Origin of the sequence: Silanimonas sp., from assembly GCF_027531545.1 — a bacterium.
Taxonomy (GTDB): Bacteria; Pseudomonadota; Gammaproteobacteria; order Xanthomonadales; family Xanthomonadaceae; genus Silanimonas.
On the sequence record NZ_JAPZSC010000014.1, the window covers coordinates 1 to 14,259 of the forward strand.

Here is a 14,259-nt window from a genome sequence, read left to right on the forward strand (position 1 = left end):
CATGCCGCATCGGCCATGACAGCCAGCGTACCGGCTGGCATCCGGCGTCAAGGGTGCGCTTCGCCGGGCTGCGCCCGCCCTTGACCCCGGCTGCCAGCTCAAACACCACCGAATCCACCCACTCGAAATTCAGGAGAGGCTCCAAGTAGGAAGTGGCCCGAGCCGCACGTGGGGTCGATCATCCGCGCCTCTCGGAACCCGAAGGTGCGGATGGCCGGTGTGAGCGTGCGGTCGAGGATGAACTCCTCGACGAACTCGGGGGTCTGCAGCAGCGCGAAGCGCTTGCGGGTGGCTTCGCTCAGGTCTTGGTACAGGTCGCCCAGGAAGCGCGTGTTCCAGGCCGGGTCGGTGAAGTCGCGCAGCAGCAGGCCGGTGTCGGTGTCCACCTGCTGCCAGAACTGCCGCAGCGCCATGGCCGCGTCACCGCTGATGCCGAGGCGGAAGACGGGGTTGTGCGTTTCGTCGAAGAAGGTGCGCAGGCCGGGCAGCGTGCCCGCTTCGCGAAACGCAGCCAGCAGGTAGTCGCGGTCGCTCTCCAGCGGATGGGCGCGGAAGTAGGCCTCGTGCCGGTCGCGGGCTAGGGCCAGCCGGCCTGAGTCGGGCGTGCCGGCCAGCCAGGGGCGGTCGACGAGCTGGTTGTCCTCGATGAATCGCAGGAACACGCAGCTCAGCAGCCAGTGCACGCCGGCCTGGGTGATGACCTGGTCGGCCCAGGTCTCGAACGTTTCGGCGCAACGCTTAGCGTCGAGCGCGGCTTTCCACTCGTCACGCAGGCTGCTGTCCAGGTCCGGCTGCTCGGCGATGCGCCGCCGCAGGTCTGCCTCCAAGCCCTTGAGCTGGCGCGTCAGGTCGACGAGCAGTTGTTTGGCATCGATCACGTGTTGTGCTTCCCTGGGTTCTTGTTTTCTGCGCTCACTGGCCGGTGCAGCCGGGTCAGGCGCTCACACCCGCGCGGTGCTGGTTCTCGATCCATGCCTGCGGCAAGACGATGGTCTGCGTGTTGTGAATGTTGTTGACCAGCGGAACGGCCACGCCGTCGATCACCGGCAGACCTTGGTGGGCGTTGGGCAGCAGCAGCCAGACGCAGGGGGTCTGCCCTGGGCGGCCGGCTGCGGCCTCGATCTCCGTGATGAAAGCCATCAGGTCATAGCGGGCCAGCAGCCCGGCATTGACCATCAACACTGGTGCGGTGCTTTGCAGCAGTGCGGTGCGCAGGGTGGGCAGCGCGCGCTGCACCAGGCGCATCAGATTCGTCCAGTCGCGGCTGCCCTTGTCGGCAGCGTCGGCGCGGAGCACCACGTTCCAGTCCACGCGGGCTGCCGTCGCTTGTGCCTTCAGCTCAGCGAGCAGCAGGGCATCGATGCTGAGGCGCTGCAGCTTGTGTGCGGCGCTCTGCTGCTGCTCATGGAAGCGATGCAGGAGCTCGGTCTCTGCCCGGCGGGCTAAGCGCGGCTCCACGGTCAGGACGAGCAGGCCCCCCTGGCGCAGGCTGCGTTGCAGACGGTCTTCCGCGGCAGCGGCACCGGCGACAGTGCCATCGGGCCCGGCACCGGTGCTGAGCATCGTGCCCTGACGCGAGAACTGCGTGGTGGTGCCTGCCGTGGCCACGCTGCCCAGCGTGGCCGAGCGGTAGGAGCCAGATCCGTCAGCCGCGGTGGGGTCCCAATGCAGCGGCGCACTCGCCTCTTCCAGCAGGTGGTCAAGCTCGGGGCGTCCAGGCAGCGGGGTCGCCTCCGGGTAGCGACCGCGCACACGGGCCTGCAGGGCCGAAGGGCTGAGCGTGGCGCCCACCAGTGCGTTGATGGAGGCCTTCAGCGCCTGCAGCGCCGACATGCCGCGCGGGTAGATCTCCTGCCGACTGGACAGCGTACCCTTGCGCGAGGCAGAGGCTGCCAGGCGCAGCAGGCGGGTGGGCGGCAGGGGTGGCGTGGGTGTTCCGCCGGTCGCGCTGGTGGCTCCTGGAGGCGAGATGCCTTCCAGTGTTTCCAGCACCCGGGCGGGGGGCAGCAGAGGGTCTGCCAACGCGCAGGCGTCGGCCGCTGCGCCCAACTGGCGGGCGTAGTCAGCCCAAGCTGCTGCGGTGGCGACGAGGGTGACCGGCGCGTGGTTGAAGGCCTCGAAGCGGGGTTGATCCAAGTGCGACTCCGCTTCGATGGCGGCACGGAGCACGGCGCTGGCCTGGCGCAGGCGCTCGGCATCGTCCTGCTCGGCGCAGCCGCGCAGGGAGAGCAGGGCGAGGGCCGCCTCATGGACGCTCATCACCTGGCCCTGACTGCGAAGCAGGGCTTCGATCTGCTGCCGCAGCTCGGTGAACGCGGTGTTGCGCAGCCAGCGCTCGCGGGCCTTAATGAGCGCGGTGGTGAGGACGGCGCGGTCTACCTCGCAGGCTTGTGCAGCGTCGCCCAGGGTGGGCCAGCTTCCCGGCGGGACCGCATCGTCCAGGCCCAGGAAGTGGGCCAGGGCTGCTTCCTCGGGTCGGTCGTCACCGGCGGGCCGACGGGGCAACAACTGCGCGGCCAGCTCGTTGATGCTGACGGCGGCCGGTCCGTCATCGTCGGCATCGTGTGCGGTGTTGCGACCTTGCGTGAGATCTGGCCGGCGCCGGGCCAGCTCTTTGGCCGTGAGACGGATCTCCTTGCGGATCTTGTCGCCCACGCCGCGCAGGTAGCGGAAGCGGATGCGATCGACGGCCAGCAGTTCGCGGGCGTTGTGGATGCCCATGCGCTCCAGGACGTCCTGGGCGTCCAGGCTGTAACCCAGCTCGGCCATCGTCGAGTGCGGCGTGGCTGTGAGCGCGATGCGCTCCAACGCACGAGCCGCGTCGCCTTCACCGGCAGCGTCACCGGGGTGCACGGTCTGGCGAGCAGCGAAGATGGCGCGCCACGCGCGTAGCATGTCTTCGGCGTTGTCGAAACGCTGGCTGTAGTCGCGCCTCAGTGCCTTGGCAAAGAAGGCCGTGAAGCCTTCGCGCGTGACGGGGTCGAACACATCGCTTTCGATGGTGGCCTCCACGTCCAGCATCGCAGGCGAGGTCTGGCCGTCGCCCCACACTGGGGGCTGGCCGACCGCCATTTCGTAGAGCGTGACAGCGACGGCGAAACGTTCGGCGTACAGGTCCCAGCGCGGTGGCTTGCGCAGCGACAGGAACGGGTCCAGGTAAGGGTGCGTGCCGGCGGTGATGTTCTCCGCGGGCGTGCGGCACAGCGAGAAGTCGAACAGCACGAGCTGCAGCTTGCCAGTACGGTTGCGGGTGATGCCGATGTTCTCTGGCTTGATGTCGCGGTGGGCCACGCCTTCGGCTTCGAGGTGGTTCACGGCCTCGATCAGCTCTTCGCCAAAGCGTTGCAGCATGTCCAGTGACAGGCGACCTTGCTCACGCACCTCCTTGAGCGTCTCGGCCAGCGTCTTGTCGCCGGCCGTCTTCAGCAGCAAGGCGGTGCGCCCGGCCACGCTGAGCGTGCGGCGGTGGGCCACGATGTTGTGGTGGTGCAGCTTGGCCAGCACCTCGCCTTCGGCGACCAGGCGGTCGTTGTGCGCCACGTCCAGCGCAACCTTGAGGATCATTTCCTCGTCGCTGCCGTCCTCGCGCACCAGCAGGGCGTCGCTGGACGAGCCCCGACCCATGCGCTTGATGACGGTGAAGCCGCCTTCCAGGCGGTCGCGCTCGCGGGCGACGCTGGGGTCGACTGTGGCCTCCGGGTCGGGCGTGGTGAGTTCGTCTTCAACCGCATCCAGTTCATCGAGGAAGCCGCGGATGGTGTCGTAGCGGGCCAGAACCTCGGGGCACGTGGCCACGTGAACCAGCTCCTGCTGATGCGCGCCGCAGCCGTCCAACACGTCAGACAGGTTCAGGCCCTGACCGACGCGCAGTTTCTCTTGCAGGTTGAGCACCGACTCGGCCGGCGGTTGGCCGCTGAAGACGTGGTACGCGATGCAGCCCAGCGAGAACACGTCCAGGCTGGGTCCGTGTGCAGGATCGGCCCGTGTGGTCTCGGGCGCCAGGTAGACCAGGCCCGGGTCCTCAACGTAATCCTCGACATGTCGGGTGCCGGTGGTGCGGTGGACGGTGTCGGGCGATGCGGAGTCGCCCACGTTGCGCGACGCTGTCTGCCAGTTCATCAGCCGCAGCTGAAAGCTGCCGCTCTCGATGCTGTGAACGAGGATGCTCTGCGGGCCCAGGGCGCGGTGATACAGGCGCTTGGAGTGGGCGTACTTCAGCGTCTCGGCGATGTCGCGCACGAGCTGCAGGCGCTGGGTGATGGTGAGCCGCGTTCCGTGGTCACGCAGCAGGTGGTCGAGACGGATGGCCTTGGGGTCGTGGTCGAAGACGAGCGCCGGGCCCAGCTCGGTTTCTTTGTAGTCCTTAACCTTCAACACGCCCGGGTGGTCGATGCCTTCGAGCACCTCGAACTCGCGCCGGGCCTGGCGCACGCGTGTTGCTCTCGCCTCGGGGCTGGAGGCGGTGGCCACGGTGTAGATGCGCACGCGGCGATGGACGGTCTCGATCGACACGTGCTGCGCTTCCCAATCCTGGAAGCCTTCACCTTCGGCGAGCAGCTTGCCGAGCTTGTAGTCGCCCACCTGGCGGTGCTTGTTGGACGGGCGAATGCCAGCCTCGTTGAGCCCACGCGCGATGGCGCGTGCCTGCTGGGCATCGACGGCGGTTGCGCCGCGGTTGGCAATGCCGTTGGCCAAGGCACCCACGATGCCGTCGTCATCGACCGAGCCCGGTCGACCGTGCTGGAACGTGGCGCTCTTGGCGATGCCTTCGAGCCTGCAGGCCAGGCTGCTGGACGACAGGAAGATGGCCGGCTCGACGAAGGGTAGGCGGATCTTGGCCTTGGTGATGGCCGGCTGACGCTTCAACAGGCTGGCCAGGCGCTTTGCCTTGCGGTTCGCCAGGATCAGCGGGTTGTCGTAGGTGCTGCTTCGGCCGTCGGTCGTCCAGGTCCAGCTGTGAGCGTCGCCGGTCAGCACGCCAGGGCGGCTCTTGATCTCGACCAGAAACAGTCCGGCTGGGCTGAGGACCAGGGCATCGACTTCGCTGACCTTGCCCTCGTCATCGATGAACTCGAAATTGGTCCAAACATGCCATGGGTCGCGGTCAGGAAGATGGCTGCGGAGCCACTCCAGCGCCTCGCGCTCCCACGCGAAGTTGCTCTCGGCGATGACATGCCAGCGCGCTTGGCTCAGCGTCATAAGGTGCCCTTGTCGGTGTCGGGCACCACTTCCAGAAGCTCGCCGACGGAGCACTTGAACAGCGCGCAGAGCTGCTCGATGGCTGGCAGCTCAACGCGGGTCGCGGTCTCGCGGTACAGCGCCGTGATCGTGCTGCGGTTGAGCCCGGTGGCGCGGGCCACGTCGGAGATGTTGAGCTTGTCTCGGCCCATCAGGGACGAGAGATGGCAGCGGATCATGGCGACCCATGGGTGTCGGGGTGATGCGCAGAATAGCAAAGCGTGACGTAGCGCACAATCCGGGGCTGGAGGGGTCGGGAATTGCTAGCGGGCTGGCTGGCCTGTCTGCGCGCCGCGGACCGCTATGCGCGTTGGTGGAAGTGCGCCACAGAGCGCCCGACGAAGACCGCGATGGCCGCCGGCACCAGTGGCATCAACAGGGGATGCGGTGTCAAGGGAACGACCAAGCCGACCAGCGCGCCGCACGCGCAGACGATGGCCGCGGAGGCGAACAGGGCGAACCGCTCGGGATCGTGCTGGCGAAACTCGCGGGCCTTGAGCGCGCGGGCGATCGCGCCATCACCGATGGCCGCAGCGGCGAAGACAGCCGTCCAAGGCAACCACTCCAGCATCGCCGACAGCCTGAAGGCGGCCAGCAGCACGAGTGCATCGATCGCACGAAAGTAGCTGTTCCCGAACAGCCGCTGGTTGACGGAAGCCATCTCCCGCGCCACGGCGCTGTCCACGCCGCTCGCCGCCGACGCACCGGCGGTCGAGGGCACAGGCGTGGCCTCCCGTGCCGCACCCTGCAAGCCCAGCGCTCGGTCGAGGATCCGCAGCGCGGGCGCCTCGCCCCAAAGCGCTTCCATCGCCTGGTGCTCGCTTCGAATCTGCGCCAGGAACCGCTCTGGCGGATGCGCCGATGGCAGGTAGAGCACCAGCACCAGCAGACAAAGCAGCGCGGCGATGCTGACGATGCGGATCAAGACGTTTGCCCCGTCATCGCAGCTGGAGTCCGGATCGCCTTCGGTGGCGCAGCCCGTGCTGGTCTCGGCTCATCCGCATCCGGGTCGAGGATCGGAAACCGCCCCTTGATGATCCGCCCGCCCGACACCGAGGCGAAGTACTGCAGGTTGGGCAGCTTGCCCAGCACGTCGGCCGGCACCATCTCCTCGAAGCTTTCGGTGAGCTGCGTCGAGTAGCTCGACGAGAAGTCGCCCAGGTGTGCATCGGCGCCGCTGCTCAGGCCCACGCGCACCGAGTGGATTGCGGTCTTGCCGAAGGTCTCGACCACGAAGTCCTGCGTCGGCCGGTCCTTGGATCGCAGCGCGATCAGGTTGTTCAGGTTGCCCAGCGCCATGCGCGCCGCGTCTTCGCTGCCCAGGCGCTTGGCCAGGTCGGCCAGCGTCTGCATCGCGCAGGTGGTGAAGATGCCACCCTCGGCGCCCTTGTTTAGGATCTCGATCAGCGGCTGGTTGATGACGTTCGACACCTCGTCAACGAAGAGCGAGATGCGCCGGTAGCCGCCCAGGTTGTAGCGCATGCCCGCACGGGCGGCCAGGTCGGCCAGGGCCAGTGCGCCGATGGCGGTGGCGACCGACGGGTCGGGCAGGGAATCCAGGCACATGTACAGCACATGCCCGGCGCGCTCGATCTTCTCGAAGTTCATGATCGGCCTGGCATCGCCGGTGTCGAAGGGGTCGGGCGACAGGCTGCGGCCGAGGTCGCCCGAGGTCAGCATCGAGAGCACCGGCAACAGGTTGGCGGTGATCTTCTGGTAGTGCTCGCGGTTGTGGCGGAAGGTGCGCACCTGGGCGTCGAGCACCTTGTTGCGCTGCGACTGAGGGACGTGGTGCTCGTAGAAGGCGACCAGGGCCAACAGGTCCGCACTGGCCGCCTCCGACGGGCGCTTCATGTTGCCGCGGTGGGCGTCGTGCAGCAGCTTCTTCATCTCCGGCTGGTCGCGCCAGCCGGCGCCGAGCAGCCGCTCGTAGAAGCGGCGCAGCGTCGCTTCCAGCACGGGCTCGATACCGCCCTCGATGTACTTGGTGAGCTTGACCAAGTTCGGCCGCTCCTCCAGTTCCACCAGCCCCTGCACGACCACGTTCACGGCGTCCCAGCCGAAGGCGGAGAAGGCGCCGGCCGTGTCCGGCGGCATGATCGACTGGATCCGCGAGGCGATCTCGGTGGGCTTCTGCCAGTTGAAGGTGAAGTCCAGGCGCACGCCGGCTTCAGGAAAGGCCGGGTGGAACTCGAGGAAGGTGTCGGGCTCGCGCCAGTCCTCGCAGGCGCGCTGGGTGACACGCTTCAGGCGGCGGCTGTTCTTGGGGTCGATGACGATGACCACGTCGCCGCGACGCACGGCCTGCGTCACCAGGTTGGCCAGCGCCACGCCCTTGCCCGACTGGGTGGTGCCCACCAGCAAGGTGCCGCCTTCGAAGTTCTGCAGCGGCCGGTGCAGGGCCACCTCGCGTGGCTCGACGCCATGGATGTAGGGCAGGCCGATCTCGGCATCGGGTTGCGGGCGCGCGTCGTAGCCCAGCACCTGCAGCAGTCGTGGCGACACGGTGAACTCCCGGTAGTCGACCTTGGCCAGCTCGTAGAGACGCTGCGAGTGGACGGGCCGCCACTCGAAGCCGAAGCCCAGGAACACCGCGTCAGGCTTCTCCGTCCAGCGGGCGACGGCCTGCGTGCTCAGAACCTGGATGCCGCGGCCGGAGAGCGAGGCGCGCAGCACCAGGGTGTGAACGCCCTGCGCCAGCCGCAGCGCGCCCATCGCCAGGCAGAACGCGGCGAGCGGGAGTGCGAGCTGTCGCGGGAGCAGGCCCAGACCGCCGGTGACGGCGAAGAAGAGCAGGGCGGAAGCCCAGACGGCGGCGGCGTACACCTCGTAGGCGCGCCGCCAGGGCATCTCATAGCGGCGCATCAGCATGTCAGGGTTCCTCGTGCGCAGCCGGCTCGAAGGCGGCAAGGTCGAAACCATCGATGCAGGCTGGGGCAACGACCAGCCCGATGGTCGGCTCGCCGCGGAAGTCGGCCGTGACGGTGGCCGGGCCATCCCGCCTGGCATGCACCAGCAGGCCAACATCGGCCAGTGCCCGGCCGGCCAGCGCGGGCTGCACGCCACGCCGTTCCAGTTCCGCCAGCGGCACGAACAGGCCGGCCGCGATGGGTGCGGCGGCTGCTGCGCTGCCCGGCCCGTTGAGGGTGCCGACGATGGCCGCGAGGGCATCGCGCACGGCCGGGTTCAGGCGCATGGGTGCGTTCAGCTTGAAGGTCGGCGCCGCGGCCGGCGGCCGGGAGGGCGGAGGGGGCAGCGACGGGACTGCCAGGTCGGCAACGACAGCAGGGGGCGGTGCCGGGGTCTGTGACACCGGCGGCGGCGGGGATGTGCGAGCTGCCGGTGATGTGGCGACCTCGGTGGCGTCGAGCAATGAGAACTGGGTACCGGGCGGCGGTGCGGGGGCTGGCGCCGGTGCAGTCGGTAGCGGCTTCTGGGTGGTTCGCGTGGCGCCAGGTGGGCAGGCCAACGAGATGGCCAGTGGCTCAGCCGGCGGCGCGACGCCGTGCAGCAGGATCGCCGGCGATGCCAGCTTCACCGCCTCCACGGCGGTCTTCAATTCCGGCGGCAGGACGAACCAGGTCGAGGCGCCGTCCGGCTGCCGCACGAAGACTCCGGCCTCCAGCAGCAGATCGAGCATCGTCTCAGGCGCCTTGGGGATGCCGGCCAACTGATCGGCCTCCAGCAGCGCCTGAACATCGTGGGCCGCCTGCGGCCACAGCAGGAACAGCCCGTCGGGCCCAAGCCAGGCCCGAGATTTCTCCCGATTCGGGAACCAGCTGGGACTGCCGGACGCCAGCCGGCGCATCGCGTCGACCAGGTAGCGCTCGAGGTGCGAGCCAAACTGAGGCACACCGTAGCGATCGGCGTTGGCCTGCAGGTTCCGATCGATCACCAGCGCGAGCGAACGACGCACCAGAGCGTCGAGGACATTGTGGTCACGGTAGACCGGCTGCCCGCTGATGCTGGACAGGAGGTGCGGGACGATGACGCTGTTGTCCTGCGCCAGGTACTGGAGCGTCGCTCTAGGGACGACCAAGGGAAGCGCGAACACGCCCAGGCCGCGCGACTCGGTGGCGTTCGGCCGCCAGCGAACGAAGTAGCGAGTGGCACTGCGCGATGCCAGCCAGTCGCCCAGGGGGACGAGGAACTGCGGCCACTCGCCGCCCGCCTCGTCGGTCACGATCAGGTGGCTGAGTACCCGGTGCAGTTCGCAATACAGGCCACCGATGAAGGTGGCCAAGCGCCAGCGCGGTTCAAGCTGGCGGCGCGCCGAGATCGTCGACCGTCCGGAAAAGATGTGCGCGTCGGTGCCTTGCAGGCTGTAGAACGCGACCTCCAGCCCCAGGTTCAGCAGACCGGCAGGTGAGCTGAAGTAGTTGTCGGCGGTGGCCGGCAGCAGGTGGACGTAGCTGGCATAGCGCTGAAGCAGCGGCTGCACCTCGGCGTCGAAGGCGTCTCGGGACAGGCCGAAGCACAGGCGGATGCGGCTGACGAGGTCTTCTGCCGACGCGAGCAGGTCAGGGACAGGCAGGGCGGCGAAGCCCGGGTCGGTGGCCGGGAACGCGGCGAGGGAGGCTGGGGACTGCATGGCGGGTGCAGGCGTGTGCTGCGGCCATGCTGACGCCAAAGGGTGGGCCTTGAACGGCGAAAGGAGCGATCTGGTCGCGGGTTATCGAGGCCAGCAGCGCGGGGCACTCCGGCAGCGGACGAACTCTGCGATCGATTGCTTCACCAGAGCGCTGGGACACGCAGGGCAATCTGACTGACCCTTGACCGGGCGCGGACGGTTGACGAGGCCCGACCACGGGCATCAGCCCACTCGGAAAAAGCGACCTTCAAGTTGCACAAACGAAGAGCGGCTTCAGCAGCTCCAAATGGGCGGCGTCAACAAGAAGCTGGATCTGACTCACGACCCCCCAGGGCAGACACGATCGGAAGCGAAATCGAGGGCGCATAGCCGCCGCCGTTTTGCTCCTCAAAGTCGAACTCGTATAGCGTGACCGAGCCCATGCTCGGTTGACGCTGGCCAAGGAAGAAGGTGAAGGCGTTGGGCGCCGCAATGAACAGGTGCACTCGGCCTCCCGGCTGTCGCTCGGTGTTGATGCGCTGCGCCAATGATTCGGCCAAGTCGAAGGCATGCTGGCCGCTCATCACGGCGCGGCTGTTGGCACCGCCTTGGGGGCTGGCGAGAAGAAGGCGGCCGACGCCGGGCAACGCGGCCGCTAGATGGCGCATGACTGCAGGCCCCACATCGTGCGTCAGGCAGACGCCGACGGCCACGTCGGCGCCCGGCGTGGCGACCTGTTCGAGCGTGAAGTCCCAGCCGGGCCAGGTGAGGTCGCGCGACGTGTCGCCGGCGCGCCAGATCACGCGATGCAGCACGCGTTGCTCCAACTCGACGTGGCGGCCCGACTTAATGTTGAGTACTGCGCCTGCCGCGAACGCCAGCGTGGCATGCGTGTCCAGGATCAGCCGCAGATGCTCGTTGGCGCCGGCGGCCGCGAGCAGGAACGACCGGAGGTCCGGGTAGAGCGAGGCCACCCAGTCCGCCTGGTTCCTGATCGGGCGGTCGTTGAAGTAGTGGACCAGATCGAGCACCGCGACACAGCGGTCTTCCAGGCTGTCGACCGGGTGCTCGAACGACTTGACGCCGAAGACCACGTGCGTCCTGGGCGCGGCCTCGAACAGCTTCTGCTGCTGGCAGGCGTCGCGAAACGAGTCGCGGTCGAACTCGATGCGGCCCGCGGCCAACCACTGGTAGGTCAGGTCGTCGTACCAGCAGGTGTCCTCGTTGTCGGGCACGCGCCGCATGCCGCGCAGTTCGAGCAGCAGATCCAGGTTGTCGCGCAAGTCGAGGAGTGACTGCGTGTCGGTGCTGAGCCCCAGCGTGCGGGCCAGGGTGCGCAGCTGGGCGTCGTCGACACCCAGGTGGTCACGCCAGATCTTGCGCACCTTGCCGGCGGCGCTGCCGTCGCCGGTGCCATCGAACAGGCGATCCGGCCGCAGGAAGCCGTGGCGCTGGTGCACCATCGTGCGTAGCGGATCGCCACGCCGCAGATGCCAGTTCGTCACAAGCCGGAAGCGGGAACCGGTACCGGCCGGTGCATGCGTGCGCTGGGCATCCAGGGCGCGCTGGAGCAGGGAGACCGAACTGGCGTTGATAAAGTCGGGACTGGTCAGGTCCTCGTACCCGAAGTCGCCGCTGGCGACATGCCACTTGCACTGCATGTGCTCGCGCAGCAGCGGCACGCCGTGGTGGTCATTGCGGCCCTTGCCGGGTGCGTATTCGACCCAGACGTCGTCGAATCCCTTGGGGCCACTCTCGAACCCGACCTTCACGATCGAGCCGGCCGGGTCGAGCAGGCGAAGCGCCTTCAACCAGAACTGTCGCGCTTGGTAGGCATGCCCGTCTCTGACGGTGGCAACGGCTTGTGTCATCGGTTATCGCCAGGCGGCGCCAGCCTACGCATTGTTGAAGGGTGGCGTCGGCTCGATGCTGCGCGCCAGCGCGATCGCCTGCGCGGCCTTGATTGGGCCTGCGGGGTATGCGTCCAGGATGATGGTCGGCAGCAGCCTCTGCGCCAGGTCAGAGAACGTGAACCCGTAGGCCCGCCCCGCCTGGGGCCCCGTGGCCGCGACCAGGGCGTCGATGTCGGCCTTCTTGAGCCCCACGTCACCGAGCCAGCGTTCGAGCACGTCGCGCCGCTGGTCATCGGTCGGACGCGTGAAGGTGAGCACGTCGGCCGCGCGGCGGCGCACGGCGGGGTCCAGGGCGCTCAGCCGGTTGGTGCACATGATCACGGCCGCGGGCAGCCTGCCGCTGGCCATTCGGTCGATGCCGCGGATGAACGCGTTCACGCCCGCACGGTCCTCGTGGTGCATCTGCTCTGTCTCGCGCGACTGCGCCAGCGCGTCGGCCTCGTCGACGAGCAGGATCACACCACCGCGTGCCGTACCCTTGGCCGACTTCAACTTGCTGGCCTCCGCGTAGGCGTGCTCGAAGGCGGCCGTGACGAGTTGGGTCATCTCGCCGACGCGGCCCTGGCCGCGCGACGACAGGCTCATCGGCAGCAGCGTGATGTCGATGTCCTCCTGGCGCGCGACCGGGTCACCGATGGTCTCGGCCAGCTCGGTCTTGCCCGAGCCGACGTCGCCGCTCAGGACCACCAGGGGCGGGCGGCGCAGGACCGAATCGATCAGCCGCGGCGCGTCGGGGTGGTGGTCCTTCTGCCATTTCTGCAGTCCGTGGGGGTTGATCAACACGCTCAGAATGTTGGTCAGGCGTTTGATCTTGTCTTCCATGCCGACCAGTCGGGCCAGCCGGTCCCGCGCGTCCGAGTCGGGCAGCGTGATCGAGCGTTCGAACAGGGCGTTGGTGTTCGGCTGGCTCATGCGTAGCTCCTGACGCTGGCGCGGGCGAGCGAGCGGCCACCGGCGGAATACGTTTTGTCGTCGGCGAAGTAGCCGTTGTGCACCGCGGGCAGCGCCGCCCCTACGCGCTGAATAGGCAGTGCTTGCTTGACCTGAGCCTGATCGGCCGGGGTCAAGCGATCCCATGCGCTGCTGTAGGTGAGATAGCTGTAGAAGGTGGCTCCTGCCACATCCTGGCCTGGGCGGACGCGGCCGGGATCATCGTTGACGTCCCCGGCCGCAAGCTCGTGTGCCGTGTAGCGCAAAGTGGGCTCGATCCACTTGCCGTCGCGACGGAAGCCGTAGAAGGCGGTGCCGAGGTAACCGCGCCGGAGCAACTCCACGACCTCAGACTCGTAGGCCGCGATATCAGCGTCGGAGGGCAGGCCGTACAGGCGCTGCATGCGCTTGAGATCGGTCGACACCTTGGCCGCCATGTCGCGCGCATGCACCACCGTGAAGGTGTTGGCGGTGCTGGTGGTGTAGCTGGTGCTCATGTTCTTGTTCAACCCTGGAATGCGCTGCCGAAGACCTTCTGCCAGTAGTAGACGGTCAGCTGCTTGGTGGGAGCGGCGAGCGCCGCATCGATGGCGTCACCGGCGTCGAGCGCGGCCTCGACGATCGCCTCGGCCTGCGCCTCGGTGTACAGCCGCGCCACATTGTTGGTGCAGTTGATCGGGTCGAAGATCTGCACCGGGTCCTTGACCTTCGCCGCGTCGGACGCGGGGTAGTGATCCGTAAAGACGATGCGCTCGCGCAGGTTGCTGCGCCCGATGTAGGTGAAGAACGACTGCAGCGCCTCGGGGTAGTCGGAGAAGTCGACGCCGTCGTCGCACAGCTTGGCCAGGATCATCTCGATCATGAAGGACTTGAAGCGGAAGCCGTCGCGCTCCTGCTTCATGCGCCGGGCCCAGAACTTCACCAGCCGCACGACCTGCGCGAAGTGCGTCTCCTGCTTGCGCTTGCGCTTGCGCGTGAACTCCAGGTGCAGCGGGATGCTGGTCTCGAGGAACGAGCCGTCTTCTTGGCTGACGAGGTTGCCGCGCCACTCGGGGTCACCCGCGTACAGCACCGGCACCACGTCGACGTCCAGTCCGCTGCCCTGGAAGGACACTGTCACGGAGTAGGTCTGGGGCTTGACTTGGTCGGGGCGGAAGTTGGGATACGCCTTGCGCAGCCGCTCGGCGAGGTAGTCCAGCAGGCCGCGCAGATCGTGCGGCGCATCGGAGCCGGTGATGTACACGGCCACGTCGATGTCGTTGAGCGAGCGCAGCGCAGTGCCCTTGGCCAGGCTGCCGGACAGCAGCATCTTGCGCAGGGCGAAGTCGGGGTGCTCGCCCAGGTAGCCCTCAAGCTTCTCGCGCAGGCGGCGAACCTGCGCGCGGTACTCGTCGGCCTTGTCCTTGGGCAGGTTGACCTTTTCCTCCGCGAATCGGACGATGTCGCGGTGATCGATGTGGGCTCTCGACATAGGGCTCCGATGGGCGGGGTGGGTTGACAGGCCGGGGAACTCCCATATGGCGGTTCCCGGGAAAAAAGTTCGGAATCGTGAACACGCGAAGTGTTGCACGACTTGATGCCCTTGTCAAATAAAAAGTTCGGAACCGT

Annotated in this window: 10 protein-coding genes; all 10 read right to left on the reverse strand. The window is 67.7% G+C overall.

Annotated elements, in window-relative coordinates; genetic code table 11:
- Positions 1-98: 98 nt before the first annotated feature.
- The 10 genes from O9280_RS08540 to O9280_RS08585 all read right to left on the reverse strand — a co-directional run bounded on the left by O9280_RS08540 (position 99) and on the right by O9280_RS08585 (position 14,122).
- A complete protein-coding gene (locus tag O9280_RS08540; protein WP_298341171.1) occupies positions 99-878 on the reverse strand; it encodes a hypothetical protein in 780 nt (259 codons plus the stop codon).
- Between the two features lie 55 nt (positions 879-933).
- The gene (gene pglW / locus O9280_RS08545) at positions 934-5,199 is read right to left on the reverse strand and encodes a BREX system serine/threonine kinase PglW (RefSeq protein ID WP_298341173.1); all 4,266 of its coding nucleotides are present in this window, start codon (positions 5,197-5,199) and stop codon (positions 934-936) included.
- Positions 5,196-5,417 (reverse strand): helix-turn-helix transcriptional regulator, encoded by a 222-nt coding sequence (locus tag O9280_RS08550; protein ID WP_298341175.1) that lies wholly within the window; start codon positions 5,415-5,417, stop codon positions 5,196-5,198. Before O9280_RS08550 ends, pglW begins: the two co-directional genes overlap by 4 nt.
- 122 nt (positions 5,418-5,539) lie before the next feature.
- Positions 5,540-6,163 (reverse strand): DUF4400 domain-containing protein, encoded by a 624-nt coding sequence (locus tag O9280_RS08555; RefSeq protein ID WP_298341177.1) that lies wholly within the window; start codon positions 6,161-6,163, stop codon positions 5,540-5,542.
- A complete protein-coding gene (gene traD / locus O9280_RS08560; protein ID WP_298341179.1) occupies positions 6,160-8,109 on the reverse strand; it encodes a conjugative transfer system coupling protein TraD in 1,950 nt (649 codons plus the stop codon). The genes O9280_RS08555 and traD overlap by 4 nt, the downstream gene beginning before the upstream one ends.
- 1 nt (position 8,110) lies before the next feature.
- Positions 8,111-9,829, reverse strand: coding sequence for a MobH family relaxase (mobH, locus tag O9280_RS08565; RefSeq protein WP_298341181.1), 1,719 nt, complete (start codon positions 9,827-9,829; stop codon positions 8,111-8,113).
- A 296-nt stretch (positions 9,830-10,125) separates the two neighbouring features.
- On the reverse strand, positions 10,126-11,679 hold the full coding sequence (locus O9280_RS08570) for an SAVED domain-containing protein (protein WP_298341183.1): 1,554 nt from the start codon (positions 11,677-11,679) through the stop codon (positions 10,126-10,128).
- A 24-nt stretch (positions 11,680-11,703) separates the two neighbouring features.
- The gene (locus O9280_RS08575; protein WP_298341184.1) at positions 11,704-12,633 is read right to left on the reverse strand and encodes an AAA family ATPase; all 930 of its coding nucleotides are present in this window, start codon (positions 12,631-12,633) and stop codon (positions 11,704-11,706) included.
- Positions 12,630-13,148 carry a hypothetical protein gene (locus tag O9280_RS08580; RefSeq protein WP_298341186.1) on the reverse strand — a complete coding sequence of 173 codons (519 nt, stop codon included), beginning with the start codon at positions 13,146-13,148 and terminating at the stop codon, positions 12,630-12,632. The genes O9280_RS08575 and O9280_RS08580 overlap by 4 nt, the downstream gene beginning before the upstream one ends.
- A gap of 8 nt (positions 13,149-13,156) precedes the next feature.
- Positions 13,157-14,122, reverse strand: a complete 966-nt coding sequence (locus O9280_RS08585) for a CBASS oligonucleotide cyclase (RefSeq protein ID WP_298341188.1) — start codon at positions 14,120-14,122, stop codon at positions 13,157-13,159.
- Between the last annotated feature and the right edge of the window lie 137 nt (positions 14,123-14,259).